Source organism: Rufibacter sediminis (assembly GCF_014269285.1).
Taxonomy (GTDB): domain Bacteria; phylum Bacteroidota; class Bacteroidia; order Cytophagales; family Hymenobacteraceae; genus Nibribacter; species Nibribacter sediminis.
Genome location: NZ_JACOAF010000001.1, coordinates 88,773 through 109,183, shown reverse-complemented (window position 1 = coordinate 109,183; position 20,411 = coordinate 88,773). Strand labels below are relative to the sequence as shown.

The 20,411-nt window shown below is 54.1% G+C and carries 19 protein-coding genes; 2 read left to right on the top strand and 17 right to left on the bottom strand.

Going from position 1 to position 20,411, the window contains the following annotated elements:
• Nucleotides 1-30: 30 nt before the first annotated feature.
• From H7U12_RS00480 to H7U12_RS00445, 8 genes are all read right to left on the bottom strand, one after another.
• Entirely contained in the window at nt 31-792 is a 762-nt protein-coding gene (locus H7U12_RS00480; RefSeq protein WP_186631204.1) for an OBAP family protein, read from the bottom strand.
• Between the two features lie 310 nt (nt 793-1,102).
• Complete coding sequence (locus tag H7U12_RS00475) at nt 1,103-1,588, bottom strand: nucleoside deaminase (RefSeq protein ID WP_241748998.1); 486 nt, start codon at nt 1,586-1,588, stop codon at nt 1,103-1,105.
• A 76-nt stretch (nt 1,589-1,664) separates the two neighbouring features.
• Complete coding sequence (locus H7U12_RS00470; RefSeq protein WP_186631202.1) at nt 1,665-2,186, bottom strand: DinB family protein; 522 nt, start codon at nt 2,184-2,186, stop codon at nt 1,665-1,667.
• Nucleotides 2,187-2,261: 75 nt separating this feature from the next.
• Entirely contained in the window at nt 2,262-4,613 is a 2,352-nt protein-coding gene (locus H7U12_RS00465) for a hybrid sensor histidine kinase/response regulator (protein ID WP_186631200.1), read from the bottom strand.
• A 13-nt stretch (nt 4,614-4,626) separates the two neighbouring features.
• On the bottom strand, nt 4,627-5,055 hold the full coding sequence (locus H7U12_RS00460) for a response regulator (protein WP_241748997.1): 429 nt from the start codon (nt 5,053-5,055) through the stop codon (nt 4,627-4,629).
• A gap of 62 nt (nt 5,056-5,117) precedes the next feature.
• Complete coding sequence (locus tag H7U12_RS00455) at nt 5,118-5,531, bottom strand: response regulator (protein ID WP_186631197.1); 414 nt, start codon at nt 5,529-5,531, stop codon at nt 5,118-5,120.
• A 110-nt stretch (nt 5,532-5,641) separates the two neighbouring features.
• Nucleotides 5,642-6,352 carry a sensor histidine kinase gene (locus H7U12_RS00450; RefSeq protein ID WP_186631194.1) on the bottom strand — a complete coding sequence of 237 codons (711 nt, stop codon included), beginning with the start codon at nt 6,350-6,352 and terminating at the stop codon, nt 5,642-5,644.
• A complete protein-coding gene (locus tag H7U12_RS00445) occupies nt 6,349-7,857 on the bottom strand; it encodes a sensor histidine kinase (RefSeq protein WP_186631191.1) in 1,509 nt (502 codons plus the stop codon). The genes H7U12_RS00450 and H7U12_RS00445 overlap by 4 nt, the downstream gene beginning before the upstream one ends.
• A 320-nt stretch (nt 7,858-8,177) precedes the next feature.
• Here H7U12_RS00445 and H7U12_RS00440 point away from each other — a divergent pair, with 320 nt between their 5' ends.
• On the top strand, nt 8,178-8,897 hold the full coding sequence (locus tag H7U12_RS00440) for a class I SAM-dependent methyltransferase (protein ID WP_241748994.1): 720 nt from the start codon (nt 8,178-8,180) through the stop codon (nt 8,895-8,897).
• Nucleotides 8,898-9,002: 105 nt separating this feature from the next.
• Here the strand turns inward: H7U12_RS00440 and H7U12_RS00435 are convergent, their stop codons facing one another.
• From H7U12_RS00435 to H7U12_RS00425, 3 genes are all read right to left on the bottom strand, one after another.
• On the bottom strand, nt 9,003-9,422 hold the full coding sequence (locus tag H7U12_RS00435) for a hypothetical protein (protein WP_186631179.1): 420 nt from the start codon (nt 9,420-9,422) through the stop codon (nt 9,003-9,005).
• 103 nt (nt 9,423-9,525) lie between these two features.
• Nucleotides 9,526-10,509 (bottom strand): pyruvate dehydrogenase complex E1 component subunit beta, encoded by a 984-nt coding sequence (locus tag H7U12_RS00430; RefSeq protein ID WP_186631177.1) that lies wholly within the window; start codon nt 10,507-10,509, stop codon nt 9,526-9,528.
• A gap of 138 nt (nt 10,510-10,647) precedes the next feature.
• Entirely contained in the window at nt 10,648-12,354 is a 1,707-nt protein-coding gene (locus H7U12_RS00425) for a tetratricopeptide repeat protein (protein WP_186631175.1), read from the bottom strand.
• Nucleotides 12,355-12,560: 206 nt separating this feature from the next.
• Between H7U12_RS00425 and H7U12_RS00420 the strand changes: the two genes are divergently transcribed.
• Nucleotides 12,561-12,779 carry a PspC domain-containing protein gene (locus H7U12_RS00420; RefSeq protein ID WP_186631173.1) on the top strand — a complete coding sequence of 73 codons (219 nt, stop codon included), beginning with the start codon at nt 12,561-12,563 and terminating at the stop codon, nt 12,777-12,779.
• On the opposite strand, the gene H7U12_RS00415 is transcribed toward H7U12_RS00420, so the two are convergent.
• The 6 genes from H7U12_RS00415 to hisS all read right to left on the bottom strand — a co-directional run bounded on the left by H7U12_RS00415 (nt 12,744) and on the right by hisS (nt 20,180).
• Nucleotides 12,744-13,796, bottom strand: coding sequence for a glycosyltransferase family 2 protein (locus tag H7U12_RS00415; protein WP_194362484.1), 1,053 nt, complete (start codon nt 13,794-13,796; stop codon nt 12,744-12,746). The genes H7U12_RS00420 and H7U12_RS00415 overlap by 36 nt on opposite strands.
• Nucleotides 13,786-14,121, bottom strand: a complete 336-nt coding sequence (locus H7U12_RS00410) for a YbaB/EbfC family nucleoid-associated protein (RefSeq protein ID WP_123128821.1) — start codon at nt 14,119-14,121, stop codon at nt 13,786-13,788. The genes H7U12_RS00415 and H7U12_RS00410 overlap by 11 nt, the downstream gene beginning before the upstream one ends.
• 262 nt (nt 14,122-14,383) lie before the next feature.
• On the bottom strand, nt 14,384-15,436 hold the full coding sequence (locus H7U12_RS00405) for an acyltransferase family protein (protein WP_186631172.1): 1,053 nt from the start codon (nt 15,434-15,436) through the stop codon (nt 14,384-14,386).
• A gap of 210 nt (nt 15,437-15,646) precedes the next feature.
• Nucleotides 15,647-17,296, bottom strand: coding sequence for a T9SS type B sorting domain-containing protein (locus tag H7U12_RS22840; protein ID WP_186631171.1), 1,650 nt, complete (start codon nt 17,294-17,296; stop codon nt 15,647-15,649).
• Nucleotides 17,293-18,798 carry a histidine ammonia-lyase gene (gene hutH / locus H7U12_RS00395; protein ID WP_186631170.1) on the bottom strand — a complete coding sequence of 502 codons (1,506 nt, stop codon included), beginning with the start codon at nt 18,796-18,798 and terminating at the stop codon, nt 17,293-17,295. Before hutH ends, H7U12_RS22840 begins: the two co-directional genes overlap by 4 nt.
• Nucleotides 18,798-20,180 (bottom strand): histidine--tRNA ligase, encoded by a 1,383-nt coding sequence (gene hisS, locus H7U12_RS00390; RefSeq protein WP_186631169.1) that lies wholly within the window; start codon nt 20,178-20,180, stop codon nt 18,798-18,800. The genes hutH and hisS overlap by 1 nt, the downstream gene beginning before the upstream one ends.
• Between the last annotated feature and the right edge of the window lie 231 nt (nt 20,181-20,411).

Sequence of the window (20,411 nt, the reverse complement as noted above, 5' to 3'; positions counted from 1 at the left end):
AGCTACTTTTCAGAAAACAGGCCGAAAGCGTCAGTGCTGGTGTTCGGGTGCGTTGTAGTTGTTGGTGAACTGCAATTGTCGTATGTCACCTTTCTCCCAGGCATTGGCTCCTTCTATTACCTGGGGCATGGGAATGTCTTCGCGCTGTTTGCGTTTCTCTTGTGAGGAGACGTTGAAGCGCTTGTCGCGGTCGGTGACCAGTTCCTGGTTCAGCTGGCCGTCTTTGGTGAAGCCCATCATGAGCATGGGGCTGCCCAGCGGAAGTTCCAGGTCGCGATCGGTGTGCCAGGTGTGGAAGATTTTGCCGTAGGTGCTCACCAGTTTCTCCATGAGCTCGTGCTCGGCCACCTCCGGGATGCCCGGGGCTATGAGCGTCCCCGATTTTACCTCATGGTGGTGGCTGTGCCAGAGCTTGCGTTCCTCCAGGGGCAGGGTTTTAAAGAGTTTTTCGGAGATGATGTATTCCACGCCCATCAATTTGGAGTTAGGGCCGTTGCCGTCATACATCACCGCCTGGTGCAGGTCTTCGTTGAGTTGCGTGACGTAGTGGTGCGCCTCCATCTGGCCCTGCAGGTTGCCGTTGTAGAAGTGGAAACCGTTGAGGTACGCGTCTATTTTAGAGAGCGGCGTTTTCTTCTGCAGCAGATCGGCTCCCGCCTCCAGGACTTTGGTCTTGGTAGTTTTCTCCCCGCCGGGGGCTTTCACATACGAGTCGGTGTTGTTGCCTCCGCAGGCGGAGAAAAGAAAGAGAAGCGCGAGGCCGCTCAGAAGAGGAGACAGGTTCTTTTCCATAGGGTCAACGTTTTGTACGCTTCTAACTACGGAAGATGTGCGCTAAAAGCTGTGCACCCTACCCTGCAAGGGTTTGGGGCTTGTTTCTGGAAAAGGATACTAAAACCAGGGAGGTCGTTTGGGGCTGGATTGATCAGCTGGTCCGTTTTCGCTGCCGGGCAGCGAGGGGAGTCTGGAGACTCCCCGTCATCCTGAGGCACGAGTTATAAACTCGCGCCAGTTTTGTTAGGTTAATTTGTAGATGCCTAACAAAATCAGTGCGTAACAAGCAACATCCACGAGCCAACAATCAACAATCAGCAATCAGCAATCAATACTCCGTGCGGCCTTCGTGTTTTTCCCACTCTTTGAAGCCGAGTAGGGCTTCTTCGGGCAGGAGTTGTTCCATGGTGAGGGAACGGGCGTGGAGGGGGAGTTCCAGCTCTTCGTAGATGAAGGCATCGTCAAACCCGATGGCGGCGGCGTCTGCTTTGGTGTTGCCGTAGTACACTTTATCAGGGCGGGCCCAGTAGATAGCGCCTAAGCACATGGGGCAGGGCTCGCAGCTGGTGTAGAGTTCGCAGCCGGTGAGTTGGAACGTGCCTAGCGTTTGGCAGGCTTTCCGGATGGCGTCTACCTCGGCGTGGGCCGTGGGGTCATTGCTGGAGGTCACGTTGTTGAAGCCCCGGGCAATGATCTGGCCGTCTTTCACCACCACTGCCCCAAACGGACCGCCTTTGCCTTCTTTCATTTTCTCAATGGATAGCCGGATGGCTTCGCGCATGAAGTTTTCTTTGGAGGGGGTGGATTCAGCCATGGGAGGGTACTGTCAGTTAAGCTAAAGTAAGTACGCAGTTTTTCTGCAAAAGGGCTGCAAAGATAAGAAAGGGAAGCTAAGAAAGAAGCCGATGCATCTGCCGCCGGTGGTGTTCATGGTGCTCATATATGAAGCGTAGCGTCTGCGGCAGGGTGATCATCCCGGACCTCGGATGGAAGAAAACCTCTTTCTGCAACTGGTCCTCGGGGAATGACGAAAGAATGGCCTGCAACCTATGGCGGGTTTGCTTCCAGTTTTGGATAACCTCAGCGATGACCACTTGCTCGGGCACCTCGCGCACGGCGGCCGGCGCCTTGAACTTGATGGGCAAACGCAGGAACAGATTCAGGAGGAACGAGCGCACCCTGGTCCCCAGCTTGCGGGACTTTAACGGCTTGCTGCTGGCCAATCTTTTCTCCAGCCCCAACACCACCATTTCATCTACTTTGGCCAGGTGATACAACAACTGCGCCCCCGACCACTGGTCTGCGCTTGGCTGACGGTGCTGTGCCTGGGGCGGAGCTTTCTCCACCCATTGACTGAACTCCTCCCGCTGCTTTTCCAGCTTTTCAAAGGAAGATAAAAGTTGCGTGTGCATGGCGTTAAGGTGACAGGTTAGATGCGTTTAGAGGCTGATTTCGGGAAAGCAGCCCCTAAACGGCTGCTGTCCCTTTTACGCTAATTTGCTCTCCAGTTTCGCCAGTTCTACTCTCAATTGCAGAATGGAGCGGTCTACCAGCTCTACCAGTTGCTGGGCCAATGCGGGTAACTGCTCGGTATTGGTGTGGTGCAAGGCAGACTGTTCAATGGTTTCGTTCAGCTCTTCCAGTTCCTGAATGCCCACCAGGGCAATAGATGGTTTAATTTTGTGCGCCAGCGTGCGGGTCTCGGCCCAGTTCGCCTGTGAAACGGCAGTCGTCAGGTCCTTTACCAGCCTCGGGGTCTGGTCAATAAAAAGCTGCAGAATGTCCCGCATGAACTCGGCGCTCCCGTTGGCGAAGTTCTCCAGGTAGGTGAGGTCAATCTCCACCTCGGTGGGAAGGGGAGAAACCACCGGTTCCACCGTGGCGGGTTTGGCGGCTGGCCTGGTTTGCTTGTTTTGCAGCAAAGCCGAGATCTCCAGCACCAGCTCATCTGACTTGAACGGCTTGGATACGTAGGAGGTGGCGCCCGCCGAAAGGCACTTCTGGAAATCGCCCTGGGTGGCGTGCGCGGTCAACGCAATGATGGGAATATCCCGGTGGGTAGGCATTTTCTCCCGGATGTGGTACATGGCTTCATACCCATCCATCTCGGGCATCTGCATGTCCATCAAAATCAGGTCAAACGGTTCCTCGGTGAGTTTGTCCAGGGCCTCGCGTCCGTTATTCACCACGCAGACCTGCACCTCATGGTCTTGAAGCACCTTTTTCACCAGCATCTGGTTCACAGAGTTGTCCTCGGCCAGTAGAACGCGGGCGTTGCGCAACGTTTTCTGGTGGTGAGGATCTGAGGATGTAACCTGGCACGAAGGCTCGGGTTTTGCGGCCACTTTCCGGAAAGGAAGCACAAAACGGAACGTGCTGCCCACGTGCAGCGTGCTCTCCACGGCAATGTGCCCGCCCTGGGCTTCAATGAGTTCTTTGGCGATGGACAGCCCCAGGCCCGTGCCCCCAAACTTGCGGGTAGTGTCGTTGCTGCCCTGGGTAAACTTCTCAAAGATGGTTTCCAGCTTGTCCTTCGGAATGCCGATGCCGGTGTCTTTCACCGTGAATTCCAGGTACAGCTGGTTTTCTTCCTGCGAGATCACCTCCACGTTCAGGCGTACGGTGCCTTTCTCGGTGAATTTAAGTGCGTTGCCCAGCAGGTTGTTCAGAATCTGGCTCAGCCTAAACGGATCACCCTCCACCATCTGCGGAATATCCTGGTCGAAGAGTAGTTTGAGGGTGTTCTGGCGCTCTTTGGCTTTGATCTCCAGAATGTCCAGCAGTTGTTTGATGGCCTGTTTCAGGTCAAAGGGAATCACCTCAAACGTAATCTTGCCCGCCTCAATTTTAGAGAAATCCAGCAGGTCGTTGATGATCACCATCAGGTTGTTGGCCGAGGCATGGATGCCTTGCAGGTATTCCTTTTGGCTATCGTTTAGAGGGGTTTTTGCCAAAACTTCGGTTAAACCAAGAATCCCGTTCATGGGGGTCCTGATCTCGTGGCTCATGTTGGCCAGGAACTGTTCCTTCACCTGAGCCATGCTCAGGGCCTCGTCTTTGGCTCTTTTCAGCTCCTCTTCAATTAAGATGCGCTCGGTAATGTTGTTGCACAGGCCGATGATCCCGTTCACTTCATTGGTGGCGTTGCGGAGCGGGAGGAAAAGGCAGTCAAACCAAACGCCCTGGATGTTGACCATACAGGTAGAACGGTTACCTTTGAGCGTTCTCCTGACACACTTAACCACGATGGGGTAGTCTTTGTACACGTCAAACACCGACATTCCCACCGACTGCGCCTCTACTTTACCAATGAGCGGGAGACCTTTCCCGCGCGACATGGTGATGATGCCGTTCTGGTTAGCGGCCCAAAGGATGATGGGCGCCCCGTTGATGACGGTGTCCAGCTGTTTCTGGGTGGTGGCCAGCTGCTCCTGCGTCTGAAGCCGTTCCTGCTCTATTTTGTGCAGCCGGATGGCCGTCCGGATGCTCTGGGAAATGCCCTCTGGAGTGAGCAGGGTCTTGGGCAGATAATCAGAAGCCCCGGTTTTCATGGCTTCCACGGCAATGCGTTCATCGCCCTGCGAGGTCACAATCTGAACCGGGGTGGTGATGCCTTTTTCCCTGATTTTCTGCAACAGCTCCAGCCCGTTCATGTCGGGCAGCATGAAGTCAATGAAAATGAAGTCAAAGGTATCCTTTTGAACGGCTTCCAGGGCCTCTGAACCGAAGGCCGCGTTGGTGATGGTCGCCTCCACTTTTGCCGTCCGGAGCGATCGTTTGATGATCATCCGGTCTACTTCATCGTCATCTACAATGAGCAGTTTTACCGCAGGCTCCATGAAGGGAAAGGCGTTAGTTGGGGAGTTCAATTAATTTCCAGAAAGAGTGAAGGGTGGCAATAGCCTCCAGGAAAGAATCATACTGGATGGGCTTTACAATGTAGCCAGCTACATTGAGGTTATACGCTTCCAGCACGTTTTGCTCAGAATTCTGCCCGGTCATGACAAAAACACTACACGCTTTCAGCTCGGGATCTTTCCTGAGTTCTTTCAGGAACTCAATACCGCCCATCTCCGGCATGTTCAGATCTATCAGGATAATATGGGGCGTAGGATGCAGCGCCGGCATGCCTCTCCCTTTCAACATGTCTAAGGCCACTTTCCCGTTGGCAGCAACGTGGATAGGGCTTTCAATGTTCTGGGACTGAAAAGCACGTTTGGTAGCGGCTACATCCATCGGATCGTCCTCTACTAAGAGTATATGGGCTTGGTTTGTTTTCAAGGCAGTTTTGGGCAAGAAAATGTAGAGGGGGCGTTAAAAATACACAATTTCTTGTATTCTCCTTAAGGCCGCTCACATAATTTCCAGTATCGGTTCAAGGTGGCCACCGAGGTGATGAACTTCTCAAATGATAAGGGCTTAAGAATATACCCGGCCACATTGAGGTTGTAGGCGTTGATTTTGTCGCTGTCTTCATTGGAGGTAGTCATGACAAACACGCTGATGCGGTTCAACTCAGGGTCCTTGCGGAGTTCCTGCAGAAACTCTATGCCGTTCATTTTGGGCATGTTAATGTCCAGAATGATGATGGGCGGCATGGGGAAGCTGTTTGACCGGAGCTTCTCCAGGGCTTCTAAACCGTTGTTGGCGATGTGCAGCGGGTTGGTGATGTTGTTTTTTTTGAAGGCGCGCTGCACGTTCATGATGTCTACCTCATCGTCTTCTACCAGTAGAATATTTACTTCTTGCTCTTCCATGTTTTTATGTGCTGATTACCGGAGGGGGTGCCAAGTGTCACTATACCTATGTCGCGTTCCTGTGGTTTCTCCGAGATGAATTTAAAAAATAGTAATTGGGGTACGTGTGGCTATTGCACAGTTTTGGGCCAAAAAAATTGAAATTCGGTTCCGGCACCCAGTGTAGAAGTGACCGAGATGGTACCGCCCGCAAACTGCACAATCTTCTTGACGAGGGACAAGCCTACGCCCAGGCCATCGTGCTGGTCTTTGGCCTGCGCTGAATAGAACATCTTGAACACTTTGTCCAGGGTTTCTTCCTTCATACCCATCCCGTTGTCTTTTACCTGAAATAAGAACGCGTTTTCCTCTTCGGTGGCGGAGATCCAAACCTGCGGATTTTCGTGTTGGGTATACGTGGCCGCATTTTGCAGCAGGTGAAAGAAAACCGTTTCCAGCTTTTTGCCATACGTGGTGAGCGTAGGCAGAGAAGAGGCGTGTATCTCCAGGGCGTGGTTTTGGCGCACCCGGTCGCTTGCCTGCTGTACCAGCTGCGTCACGTTTACCTCCCGCACCTCCAGATCAAACCGCGGAACTCGGGAGAATTCCAGCAATCCGTTGATCATGCGTTCCATCCGGTCGGCGCGTTTCTGGAGCAGCTGGATGTTCTTCTCCACATCAGGGGACAGATCGTCGCCCAAATCTTCGGCTATCCAGGCAGAGAGGTTGCTGATGGCCCGCAGAGGGGCTTTGAGGTCATGGGAGACAATGTAGGCGAACTCTTCGTACTCCTTCTGCAGGTCTTCTAGCTGTTGGGCGCAGGGTTGTTCTGAGTGCATCATGATAGAACGGGCGTTTGGATGAGACTTTGGGCGGGAACCTTGGGCCAGGTGAAAAGGAAGGTGGTACCCTGTCCTTTTTCAGATTCAATCCAGATTTGGCCTCCTTTTTCTTCCACAATCTTCTTGACAATGGAAAGCCCTATGCCGGTGCTTTCTTTCACGTCACGGGCTTCCATGGTCTGGAAAATCCCGAATACTTTGGTTTGGTATTCTTTGGGTATGCCCGGTCCGTCGTCTTTGACCTCAAACTGGTAGAAATCAGGCAATTCTTTGGCTTTCACCTCAATGCATCCTTCCTGGGTGTGGTGGTATTTAATGGCGTTGCTCAGCAGGTTAGACAAGATCTGGTAGAACAGCGTCCGTTCACCGGTGACGGTGGGGAGCGGGGTTGGTACCTCTATTTTGAAAGAAGGAGGCGGCAAAAGGTTTTCCAGGGTTTCCTGCAACAGCTCCTGCACCGAGAACGTGGTGGAAGGCAGCGTCTGCCGTCCCACGCGTGAGTAGGCCAGAATGCCGTTGATCAGGTTCTCCATTCTATACACCCGGCCGCGTAACGTGGATAGGTTCTTGAGGATGTCTTCGTCCTGGGTCTGCAGGTCTTCGGCTATCCACTCGGCCAGGTTGTTGATGGCGCGCAGGGGAGCTTTCAGGTCATGGGAAACCACGTAAGCGAACTGGTCCAGCTCTTTGTTTATCTTGGTGAGGTGGTTGAAACTGGCTTGCAGTTTACTGGCCATGATGTTCAGAGACTGCGTGAGGCTGCTGATCTCATCGTGGTGCTTGTCTACCAAAGAAACGCTGTAATTTCCCTGGGCAATGCTGTTGGCCAGGCTGTGCATGCGCCGAAACCTTTTTTTGATGGTCTTTCCCAAAAGAAAGGCCATAAACCCACCGGCCAGAATGGAGGCCAGCATTAACCCAACGGAAATCTCATTGGTTTTGACAAAAGAGGAATCCAGTTCGGCTAACCGTTTGGCTTTTATCTGCTCTTCATCCCGTCTTATCAGCTGAAAACGTACGCGGGCTTTGTCCATGATCCGCTTGCCAACTCCAAGTCTCACGTTGGAATTGAAGAGGGAATCGTGGTAATGGTTGTCTTGGCTGCTATGACTTTCCTTTTCCTTGCTTTGCAGCAGCGGCACCGCAAATGATTCCTCCCAGAATTCGGCATCACGCCGGATCAAATCCACCAGTTGGTTTTGCTCCCGACGTCCCTCGGTGAGGGTGTCCAAGCGGTTGATGCTGCGTTCAAATTCTATATGTCCTTTCAGGTAAGGCTCCAGAAACGGCTTTTGCCCGGTGAGTAAGTAGCCTCGCAGACCTGTTTCCATGTCCAGGATCAGTTTTTGGGCCCGTTCTCCCTCCCTGATGATATCAGAGGTGTAGAGTACGTCTTCAATACTTTTCTTAACCTTTCTGGTCTGCTGGATGTAACCTAGCGTCACAATACAGAACATGGCCAGAATCAACCCGATGACGGTATAGATGGTGGTGATTAATTTCATAAGTGTTCCCTCTTTTTAAGGAGGTGGGGGATGGTGATTCAACTCTTAAAGGTACAGCTTATGCCGCTGGCGAAACAGAAGAAAAAGGTCCTTTTTACTCTGTTCCCTTTTTTTACTACCCTTTCAGGCGGCAAAGCCGCATACTTTCTCCAAGAGGCTGCAAAGTTCAGAAAATTATATCCATCCCTCACCCTTTTTCGATGAATCATCGGTAACGCTCGTTTAAATCTAATTGCCTTGGCAAGCGCTTACGCCGGAGGCTCACCAGAATTTAGGCGCGGGACTGCCGCAGATTGTGTACTTTTGGGTTTATGTCAAAGATGATGCAGTTAGAAAAACCAGACCCCATGGGCGGGGCCATCAAAGCATTTTGGGAGGGGAATAAGGAGGCATCCGTAACCGTCTACTCCGATAATATGGAGGCCGATGAACTGCCCGCCGCGTACCTGTTCCGGACCTTTACTGAGATGCCCGAGCGCGAGCAGTTTGCCTTGAACGAAGCCCGCGGCCGCGTGCTGGACATTGGGGCCGGGGCCGGTTCGCATGCCTTGGCGCTGCAGGAAAAAGGGCTGGAGGTGACCGCGCTGGAAATCTCGGAGAGAGCCGCCCAGGTGCAAAAAGCGCGCGGCGTGAAAAACGTGCTCACCGGTGATTTCTTTGAACTGGACCCCACGCCGCATGACACCCTGCTGCTGCTCATGAACGGCATTGGTCTGGCCGGCACCCTGGACCAACTCCCGCATTTCCTGGAAACCTGCAAGCGCTGGTTAGCTCCCGGCGGACAGATTCTGCTAGAGTCTTCTGATATCCTGTACCTGTATGAAGAAGAGGACGGCTCTGTGCTGCTGGATTTGAACGGCGCTTACTACGGCGAGCTAACCTACATGATGGAATACGGGACGGAGCGCACCCCGCCTTTCCCCTGGCTTTTCATTGATTTTGATTTGCTGCACCAGTACGCCCAGGAAGCCGGCCTCACCGCCGAACTTCTCCTGCAGGAGGAAGACGACCACTACATCGCCCGGCTCACGCGAACCTAACACCACCAAGAACTGCTTATGGCGAAGCCTCCGTTTCGGGCCTGTTTTCTTGAAAACAGGCCCGAAACGGAGGCTTCGCGTTTGAAGGGTATTTTACAGAAAGGACTATTGAACCACGATGGAATCAAGCAGGAAAGAGGTGTCTGACTGCCAGAACCGGAAATAGTGCTTGCCCACCGCCTTGGTTCTAAACCGGAACGTAAAGGCCACCTGTTTGGAGATATCGGCGCAGATGGCTTCCTGGTCTTCGGTGGGGTAGGCAGCAAAGATGGTGAGGGTGGTGGTTTGCCCGTTCACCAGAGAATCTGCCCGCTCAAAACGTCCGCAGCCGTTTGCCGGGCGGTAGAGTACTTTCAGGGTAAGCGTGCTGTCAACTTTTACCGGAACGCGCGGGAAGCCGGAGGTCTCCTCCACGGGGGCGGGCAGCACCACTTCTTCTAGTTCTGAGGTCTCGGTACACCCCCAAAACCCCAACAGGCACAGCGCGGCAGCGGCGAAGGAGACTTTTAGATATTTCTGGATCATCCTGTTTTAAGGCTCTTTTAAGGAAAACAAGCGTAAAATGCCGGTAAAAGCAAGAGCCGACCATTTCTATAAAGGTCGGCTCTTGCTTTTATTGTGGGTAAGCCTATGCTTTGGCGTACGTTACGTCTTTCACGGCTTGGATGATGCGCTTCACGTTGGGCAGTGACGCCTCAATTAAGGTAGGCGCGTAAGGCAACGGAACGTCACGGGCAGTCACGCGTTTCACCGGCGCATCCAGGTAATCAAAGGCGTTGTGCTGTACGTGGAAAGCGATCTCCGAAGAGATGGAGGCCAACGGCCACGCTTCTTCCACCACTACTAAACGATTCGTTTTCTTAACGGATTCAATAATGGCTTTGTAATCGATCGGGCGCACGGAACGCAGGTCGATCACCTCGGCATCCACGCCGTCTTTGGCCAGTTCCTCGGCGGCCTGCAAGGCCAGCTTCACCATTTTCCCGAAGGAAACGATGGTCACGTCTTTACCGGGGCGTTTGGTATCGGCTACGCCGATGGGAATGAGGTATTCTTCCTCCGGAACCTCGCCTTTGTCACCGTACATCAGCTCAGACTCCATAAAGATCACCGGGTCGTTGTCGCGGATGGCCGACTTCAACAGACCTTTGGCGTCATAGGGGTTGGAAGGAACCACCACTTTCAGGCCGGGCGTGTTGGCGTACCAGTTCTCAAAGTTCTGGGAGTGCTGCGAAGACAACATACCGGCGTTACCGGTTGGGCCTCTGAACACCATTGGGGCAGAGTACTGCCCGCCAGACATAGACATGATTTTGGCGGCCGAGTTGATCACCTGGTCAATGGCCACCAAAGAGAAGTTGAAGGTCATGAACTCGATGATGGGTTTAAGACCGTTCATGGCGGCACCCACCCCAATACCGGCAAAGCCCAGCTCGGCGATAGGCGTGTCAATCACGCGCTCTGGTCCGAACTCGTCTAACATGCCCTGGCTCACTTTGTAAGCACCATTGTACTCGGCAACTTCCTCGCCCATCAGGAACACCTTTGGGTCGCGGCGCATTTCTTCGCTCATTGCCTCACGCAATGCCTCTCTGAATTGTATGGTTCGCATAGTAAGATTTTTCAACGTCTATCTGAAGGTAAAATTAAGACATGCGGCACAATAAAAAAAACGCATCTGCCTTAGAGTGAAATTAGCGGGATAGAAGTGTTTTAAGCCTTATTTCCCGAAAACAGGCTTAAAACGGAATCAGGGTTTCATGGCCGCCGCAAACGCGGCCGATTTATGGTACCGCCGGAACTCCAGGTCATCAATGGCTTTGGCGGCCAGGGTGGGTTTGGCTTTGATGGCAAGTTTCAGGTGCTCGGCCATGAGGTCTTCCTTCTGGCTGCGGGCGCCAATCACGGCCAGCAGGTAATGGGCGTTGGCATCCTGCGGGAATTCAGTGACTAGTTGCTGACCCAGCTCGGCGGCCCCTTCGTAGTTCTCTTTCAGGAAGTACAGCAGAGCCATGTTGAACTGGGCGGCGTAGCCTTTGCCCGCGTACGAGAGGCTGCGCACGGCATCATCGTACTGGCCCACGCTCAGTTCCAGGGCGGCTTTGTCGGTGAAGACCTGTTGCAGCACCGGCAGCGAACCACCCAACCGGATGGCGTAATCATAGCTTTGCAGGGCTTCCAGGGCATCGCCGTGCTGGTGATGAGCCACCGCCAGGTTGTAGAACTGCTGGGCGTTGGGTTGCCGGTGCGCCGCGTACCGCAGGTTGAGAATGGCACTTTCCAGCAGCGTCTGCTTCACCTTGGGCCGAAGCTCTTTCTGCGCCTGCTCAAAGAACACCATGCCCAGGTTGTTCAGCGACTGCCAGTTCATGTACGTCTCCACCGCCGATTCATAGATGCGCTTTTTCTCAGCGAGCAGGGGGGTGAGAGTGGCGGCGTACTGCATTTCCTCGGCGGTGAGGGCATCGGCGTTGGCCCGGTTCTCCACAATGCGTTTGGCCATGAGGTAAATCTCGTAGTCGCGGCGCAGGTTGGGCTGGTAATCAATGGTGACTTCGGCGTAGCGCAACACGGGGTACACGTACATCTCCAGGTAATCATAGGAGGGAAGCGCCTGTAATTTCTCTTCCTTCTCCTGGAATGACCCGGACCCGTTCACGATATCCAGAATCTGCTGGATCTGCTCTTCTGGGAGGGCGGAGTTCTGCACGCGGCCCAGAAAGGCGGCCCAGTTTTTCTGCAGGGTGCGCAGATCAAAGTTGATGGCCTGCACCGAGTTGTTGTAGCCCTCGGTTTCTATTTTCTGTTTGATGAACCGCTCCACGGCCACCGCTCTTCGGGACGCCAGGTTGCGCGTGGTGCTCTCCTCCTGGTCCGGCGAGTGCATGGCCAGAATCTCTATCTTCTTCGTTTTCTGGTTTGTTTTGATGAAATCTTCCAGTAACTGCAGGTTGGTGCCGTGCCCCTGGCGCAGAGTGGCCAGAGACTGGTCAAAATAGATGGGGAACTTCAGCGGACCGGGGGCTTCGTTCTTGAAGTTTTCCGGCGCGTAAGTGGGCGTATGTACCGTCTGGATCAGCTGAGGCGTGGTGATAATGCCCTCGGCCAATTCTTTGGATTTGGTGTATTTCTTGCGGCCTTTGGGATCAGTGACTACGCCCTGGGCCATCAGTTTGCCTCTGATCTTGGAAGCCGTGTACGGGAAGGCGAAGGAGCTGCCCATGGTAGGTTTGCCGTCCACGAAATTGTAGTTCCCGAAATCGAAGCCCAGCGAGCCCACGTGTTCTTCCACGCCTTTCTCGGCTTTGTAAAACACCCGGATGCCGTAGCGGTAGTCGTTGCGGAGCAGGTTTTTAGGCAGTTGGGCCTGGACTTCTACCGGCACCTGGTTTCCGCGCACCATCAGCACCTGAGGCTGGGCGGTGATAATCTGGCCTTTCTCCGCCTTTTTGGCCATTCTGGAAAGGGTGCATCCGGATACTAAAAGAAGGGGAAGAACGAGACTAAACGTGGAAAGGGAACGGCGGGACAACAAAGGCATATCTTAACTACAACAAGAAACGTATGAAACGTTACCAGACTCTAAATTGAGCCTTTTTCAAAGGGAAAGTTACGGTAGAATTTGATTAATTTATTTAACTTAGGTGTTTAACTTTTCAAACCATGAAAAATATTCAGTCTTTCCTGGAAAGCCAAGCCTTTGGGGTCTGCACCAAAGTGGGGGAAAAGTTAGGCTTTGCCACCAGCAGCATTCGGCTCTATTTTATCTACCTCTCTTTTTTAACGTTCGGCTCACCGGTCTTGGTGTACCTGATTCTGGCTTTCTGGCTGAACATCCGGAAGATCCTACGCCGGGAGCGCAGCACCGTCTGGGACGTCTAGCGTAGAGAACTCCTTTTTGCCTTTCACAAAATACTGCCACACCACGCTCTGCTGGCTCCAGCCGGTCAATTGCGTGGTTTTCTTTTTGACGCTGTTTTCCTGCCTTTTTCTTTTCCAGTAGTCCATCTCGGCAAAGAAGGTGCGGTGCGCCTGCCAGATGGCTTTTACCTCTTTCCATTCGCCCTTCAGGAAATACTGGGTCGCGGCCACGCCGTCTAACGCTAAGCGGGTGTAGAAAACCTTTGTCAGTTCTTCGTCAGACAGGTTTTTGTAGAGCAGCGCGGCACCGTTTCTGAAATTCAGGAAGGTTTTTCTTGGGTTGGCTTTGGGTAAGGTGCCGCCGCCCACGTGGTACACGGTGCTTTGGCCCTGGTAGTAGATCTGGTGCCCCAAGTTCTGGAGCCGCCAACAGAGATCAATTTCCTCCATGTGCGCGAAGAACTCCTTTTCCAGTCCGCCGGCTTCCCAGTAGGCACTGGCCCGGATGAACAGACATGCGCCGGTGGCCCAGAAGACGGGTCGCACGTCATCATACTGGCCACGGTCTTCTTCCAGGGTGTCAAACAAGCGGCCGCGGCAAAACGGATACCCGTAAGCATCCAGAAACCCACCGGCGGCTCCGGCGTACTCGAAATGGGTCCGTTGCTGGAAGGATTTAATTTTAGGCTGACAGGCGGCAATCTGCGGATTTTTCTCCAACAGCTCCACCATGGGGTCCAGCCAATGAGGGGTGACTTCCACGTCTGAATTGAGGAGCACGTAATACGTGGCCTCTACCTGGCGCAGGGCCTGGTTGTAGCCTTCGCAGAAGCCCAGGTTCTCTTGTAACCGGATGGTTCTCACCTGCGGGTACTGCTGCGCCAGAAAAGAAAGGGAATCATCGGAGGAGGCGTTGTCGGCCACCACCACATCGGCTTTGGGGCTGTTTTCCAGAACCGAGGGCAAAAACTGCTCTAACCAACGGCGGCCGTTCCAGTTGAGGATGACCACCGCCACGCGCGGGGAACTATAAGCCAAAGTTGCTCAAATCTAAACCGGGGATGTTGGGCAGCATGCCTTCGGTGTTCTTCTTGATTTCCTCCTTGGCGCGCTCACCGGCTTCGTCCATGGCTTTGTTCACGGCGGCCACCACCAGATCGGCCAGCATTTCCTTGTCGTTGGGGTTCATGAGGGTCTCATCAAACTCCACCTTCAGCAAGCGGCGGTCTCCGCTGGCCGTGGCTTTTACCATGCCGCCGCCGGCCTCCGCCGATACCTGGATGTGCTTGAGATTATCCTGGGCCTCTTTCATCTTGGCCTGCATCTCCTTCACCTTATTCATCATCCCGAACATGTCAAACATAGTCTTCTTCTTTAAATGAGTTCTATCCAAGTTAACGCGAAACCACCGCAGAAGATACTGCCCGGCCTCTTTTTCACGCCTCAAAAGTAAGGGATTTACCTGAATGTTGTACAAGCGGCCCGAGGCACCTGCCTAGCCCGCCTCCTGCCAAGCGAACCGTTCTGTTTTAAGCCTGATTTTGCCAAATCAGGCTTAAAGGAGTTCCTTTCGGCTCATGCAAAGCTTAGATGTGCGGTATCGATTTGAGACCTGAGTTTAGTCCTCAATTGTTGTGTGGCGAGACTGTGGGTACTTTGCTCCCGGATAGTTTTCGCCCTAATTTGACGAAAGGCTTTTCAATAAAAGTGTATGTGAAATAGGAGACAAAGACCGTAGCGGCAATACCCACTGGTGCTGCCACGAAGACATTAGATAGATGCGGTAACAGTATCGCCAGAACAGTGGCCTGCACCAGATACAGAGAATAACTGATGATGCCCAGAAAAAGGAGAGGTTTCGGGTAGGAGCGTTCTCTGAGCAGAAAGCAGGAGGTAAACAGTGCGTAAGCAAGAAAAAAAGCATTGGTGACTGGCCAGAAACTTCTGGTGCCCAATTCCGAAGGTATATCTTTCTGGTACAAGTTGGCATAGGTGATGGCGAAAAGCACTCCTATCGCAGCAAATAGGATCAAACCCCATGACTTACCCGTTACCTGCCCTGTCATGTAGCGGTAAAAAACAGTACCCACAAACATGGTGGCCAGTTGGAAGCAGAGCCCCCAACCGCTTTCCAACAGGTGCAGTACCTGGGTTCCCACCACCCCAACCAGTAAGGCAAACCCAAGCGCCGCTACCGCTAACAAGACACTTCTCCTGAGTAGGCCGGTAATAAACAGAACCGTCACCGCTAGATAGAATACCATTTCCAGGTTCAAAGTCCAGTAGAGGCCTTGAATCAAAGGTTGCCCCAGGAATTTGGCTAACATGATGACATTGGCCAGCAAGCTACCGGCCGTGGGCAGACTTCCTTCTATCCATCCAAGGTAGATGAGAACCAGTGAAACCAGTATGCTGGTCAGGTACAGCGGGAAAAGGCGAAACATTCGACTGATCCAGAAGCTTTTCAGCGATTTTGCTTTCTCTAGAGAGACCGGTATGATAAAGCCGCTGGTCAGGAAAAACAAGGTGACGCCAAACACCCCGAACTGAAAGTAATGGGTGCTGAATGTCGCAAAGGCCGGAGACTTACTTTCCAACGTGTGCTGGAGCATCACCGCGAAGGCTGCTATAAACCGTAAAAAGTCCAGAAATTCCAACCGAGACGACGGTGTCTGCATCTATATGGGATAAAGGGTAAAGGGGTTTTTCTGTCAAAACTATTCAATAGGATGAACTGCTTTGGCCTTTATGAATAAGGTGATAAGCAGCCTCTGGACTACTTGGCGGTTTCAACTAAACCAGAGTTTGGAAATCTTGGCTAACCAGCCTAACTGCACGATTCACAAAGTTATGTAAGCCTAATTTCTGGAAATCAGCCCCAAAACGGCTCACCGGATCAACGTGACGGTTCCTTTCTGGGTGATCTTTTTGCCGTTCACATCCACGGCTTCCATGCGGTAAATATAAGTTTCGGGGGGAGCGGGTTTGCCGCGGTGCGTGCCGTCCCAGCCCGCTTTGGGGTCTTTGCTTTCAAAGATGATCTGGCCCCATCGGTTCAGCACCTGCAGGATAAAAGACGAGGCGAAAGGCGCTCCCACGGGCCGGAAGACATCATTCAGGCCATCGTTGTTGGGCGTGAACGCCGTGGGGAACGAAAACTGAAAGCCCTGGTCCACGGAACTGGTATTGGAGAAACTCTGGTAAGCCGCATCCGGTGACACGGAAAGCAGCCGGTACGTGAGCCGCTGGAATTTGGTCTGGGGCTGGGCGTCCAGATAGCTCTGGCCGGTCACGGAGGTACTCCAGTACACGGTGCCCTGCTCGTCCAGGAGCTGCAACGTCTGGGTGCCCACGTCCGTCGGGAAACCTTCATACGAGTTCCAGGTAAGTTGAACCGCCCCGTTGGCTTGGGCAGAAGCGATTAAGATGGAAGGACAGGCGCTGTTGCTTTGCCCCGAGGAAAGGTTGCAGGAATCCAGGTAAGCAATCTGGTAACAAAGTCCCGACCGAAGGTCTCCCGGAGCGGGATCCACGGTGTTTTGGGGCTGTTTTTCGGAAATCAGGTTAAAAGCGCCGCCTTGGCTTCGGTACACCGATTGTTCTTTGAAGGTCTCCTGGCCGGGCACCTTGGTTTCCAGCAATACTCTGTTCTGGAGGTCAAAGCTGGCCACCAGCAAGGCGGCCGCCGGACGCGAAGTACCCCGCGTCTCCACTTCCACGGGCAACGAGGCGCTTTGCCCCCCATTCTGCAGCAAGGCGATTAGTTGGTAAGTGTATCTTCGGCCACAGGCCACCTGCGCATCGGTGTACGTGGTTTGTCCGGCCGCAAAGGTTTGGTAGAGTTGTCCGCCCCGCAGCAGCTGGTAACCGGTCACACTTCCGGAACTGGCGTTGGCACTCCAAGAAAGCACGTTTTGCCGGTCGCCCGCCGATGCGGCCAGAGATTGAGTACAAACCACATTGGAGATGATATCTTCCCGTTCCGAGCACAGATTCGTCACCCGGACCCTGAAACAGCCCGAAGCGGAGCTTACCGCGATGGAGTGCTGGCTTTGCCCCGTGGCTACGCTGGACAGGGTTTCCAAGGTCGTGAAAGGGCCGGTAGGAGAGGAGGCGCTTTCTACCACCAGGTCATTCACCCCGGAGGTCTGTAGTTGTATCTGGATAGAAGTGCCCTGCAAGGCGATTTTCTGGAGAACCGGGGCCGAAGGCGGCGCGGCCGCTTTCACCACAAACGTGCGCGGGCAGAGATTGCCCACCCCAGTTAATTGGGTGACCGTGTACGTACCCGGTGCGGTGAACACATGCTGGGGTAGCTGGTCAGGGGTGACGCCATCCCGAGCATCGAAATCATAGAACTCCGTGACGTTGGGCCGGCCCGAATTATCTTTGAAGGTGATGGTCTCTCCCACGCAGAAGGTTTCTACGGCCTGATTCTGCTGCTGCTTGTAGGCGAGAAAGCAGGGGCGTTCCTGCTGCGCCCAGCCACTCAGGGAAGTTCCTAACCACAACAGCAGAAATGCAAACCGTTTTCTCACGCCATCAGCTCCTCAAAAGGAAAGTCCTGGATAAATTTGATGCTTTTTTCAATATCGGGCTGTAAAACGCGGTCCTGTTCCAGCGGGGCCACCTGCGTTCTGAACGCTTCCACTACTTTCTCCAGGGCCGGAGAGCTGCGCAGCGGGCGTTTGAACTCTAGGGCCTGCACCGCCGCCATAAGCTCGATGGCTAAGATCCGCTCTACGTTCTGCACCACCTGATATGCCTTGGTGGCACTGTTCGCGCCCATGCTCACGTGGTCTTCCTGCCCGTTAGACGAGACAATGGAATCCACGCTGGCGGGGGTACACAGTTGCTTATTCTGGCTAACGATGGAGGCAGCCGTGTATTGCGGAATCATGAACCCGGAGTTCAGCCCCGGCTCCTGAATCAGGAACTGCGGCAGCCCGCGCTGCCCCGAGATCAACTGAAACGTGCGCCGCTCGGAGATGCTTCCCCACTCCGCCAGGGCGATGCTCAGAAAATCCAGCGCCAATGCTAAGGGCTGCCCATGGAAGTTGCCGCCGGAGAGAATCAGTTCTTCCTCGGGGAAGATGTTGGGGTTATCGGTCACGGCGTTCACCTCGGTGGTGAAGACTTTCTCGGCGTACTCCAGCGCATCCAGGCTGGCGCCGTGCACCTGCGGCACGCACCGGAACGAATACGGGTCCTGCACCTGCGCCTTTTCTTTTTGCTGGAGCTCGCTGCCCGCCAACAGGTTCAGGATGCGGGCGGCGGTTTTCACTTGCCCGGCATGCGGTCTTACCTGGTGGATCTGGGGCGAGAAAGGGGCACTGAGTCCGTCAAAGGCTTCCAACGAGAGCGCGGCCACCACATCGGCGGCCATGGAAATTTGGCGGGCGCGCAGGCAGATGATGGCTCCGTACGCCGCCATTAACTGAGTGCCGTTCAGCAGCGCCAGACCTTCTTTGGCCTGTAGCCGGATGGGGTCCCAGCTGAAGATGTCCAGAATCTCGTGGCCTTTCAGCTTGAACTCCTGGAACCGCACTTCGCCCAACCCAATCAGAGGCAGGCACAAGTGCGCCAAAGGAGCCAGATCGCCACTGGCACCCAGAGAACCTTGCTGGTAGACAACCGGGTACACCTCTCGGTTAAAGAAGGCGAGGAGCCGCTGCACGGTGCTCAACTGCACGCCGCTGTAGCCGTAACCCAGCGACTGCACCTTCAGGAACAACATCAGTTTCACCACTTCGGCGGGCACTTCCTCGCCAGTGCCGCACGCGTGCGACATGACTAGGTTGCGCTGGAGGGTTTCCAGATGTTCGGGCGAGATGCTGGTGTTACAGAGGGCGCCAAAGCCGGTGTTGATGCCGTAGACCGGTTTTGACGCGTTGGCCAGATGCTGGTGCAGGTACGTGTAACTGCGGCTAATGCGCTGCTCCACCTCCTCAGAAAGGCCCAGGGTGGCCCTGGTTTTCAGGACCTTTCCAATCTCTTCCAAGGAAAGAGGCGCCAGGGAAACGAGATGCTGCCCGGCCATCAATTGCTGGAATTAGTCTGAAGTACGTCCAGAATTTGGGTCAAGGGCAGTTTCTCCTGCTGGCCGGTCCGCATGTTGCGGAGGTTGAGTAAACCGCTTTCAATTTCCTCAGAGCCAATGAGTAACACGTACGGGATTCGTTTCTGATCGGCGTACGCCATCTGCTTTTTGAGTTTGGCTGATTCTGGGTACAGCTCTGCGGAGATGCCAGCCGCCCGAAGCGACTGAAGCACCGGCAAAGCGTACCGCATGGACGCCACGTCAAAATTGGCGATCAGCAGTTGGGTGATGGTCTGGCTTTCCTCGGGGAACAGGTTGAGTTCTTCCAGCACGTCAAAGATGCGGTCCACGCCAAAGGAGAAGCCCACGCCCGACACGCCCGGCAACCCGAACATACCCGTGAGGTTATCATAGCGGCCGCCGCCGCTGATGCTGCCCATCTGCGCGTTGTTCACCTTCACCTCAAAAATGCAGCCGGTGTAGTAGGAAAGCCCGCGGGCCAGCGTCACGTCCAGCTGTACTTTGGCCTTGTTTATGGTAAAACTCTCCAGAAACGACAACATGCTGCGGATGTCCCGCAAGCCGCGCTGCCCTTCTTCAGAGTCCTGTAATAGCGTGTCTAACTGCGGAAGCAGATCAGCGATGTCGCCGGTTAGATTCAGGATGGGCTGGAGTTTGCCCACGGCTTCCTCGGCGATGCCTTTCTGGCGGAGTTCGTCGTTGACGGCTTCCTGCCCAATTTTATCCAGTTTATCGATGGCCACGCACAGGTCGGCCTCACGTCCTTTGGCCCCGATGGCCTCGGCGATGCCGGCCAGCAAACCGCGGTGGTTGAATTTGATGGTGAAATCGACCAGCCCCAGCGTGCTCAGCACTTCATCCATCATCAGGATGATCTCGGCCTCGCAGAGCAGGGAATTGGTGCCCACCACGTCGGCATCGCACTGGTAGAACTCGCGGTAACGGCCCCGCTGCGGACGATCTGCGCGCCAAACGGGCTGAATCTGGTACCGCTTGAAGGGGAAGGCGATCTCGTTGCGGTTCATGACCACGAACCGCGCGAACGGCACGGTGAGGTCATAGCGGAGGGCCTTTTCAGAGACTTTGCGGGTGAGGGGCTTGTAGCCCTGCTCCAGGTCCTGCGGAGAAACTTTGCTCAGGAAATCGCCGGAGTTCAGGATTTTGAAAATCAGCTGGTCGCCCTCGTCGCCGTACTTACCGGTAAGCACCGACAGGTTTTCCATGGCGGGAGTTTCCAGCGGGAGGAAACCGAATTTCTCAAACGTGCGCTTAATGACGGAGAAAATATAGTTGCGTTTTACCACCGTGGCCGGCCCAAAATCGCGGGTGCCCTTGGGGATAGAAGGTTTGTCTTGACTCATGCTGCGAAGATAGCAAATTCAGAAAAGAATCAGGCTCCCTCGGGGTAAACCAACTTCTAACTCGTTTTACCGCTCTTTTCCGGAAAACAGCCCCAAAACAGTCAGTCTGTTCCGTCTCCCACGCATTCTTGATAGATGTAAGCCAGATGAGCAATGCTGCACAACCATTACATCACCCATCTTCAGTCTTCTTTTTGCAGATAAACCTGAAACACGCACCTTCGCCTCCTT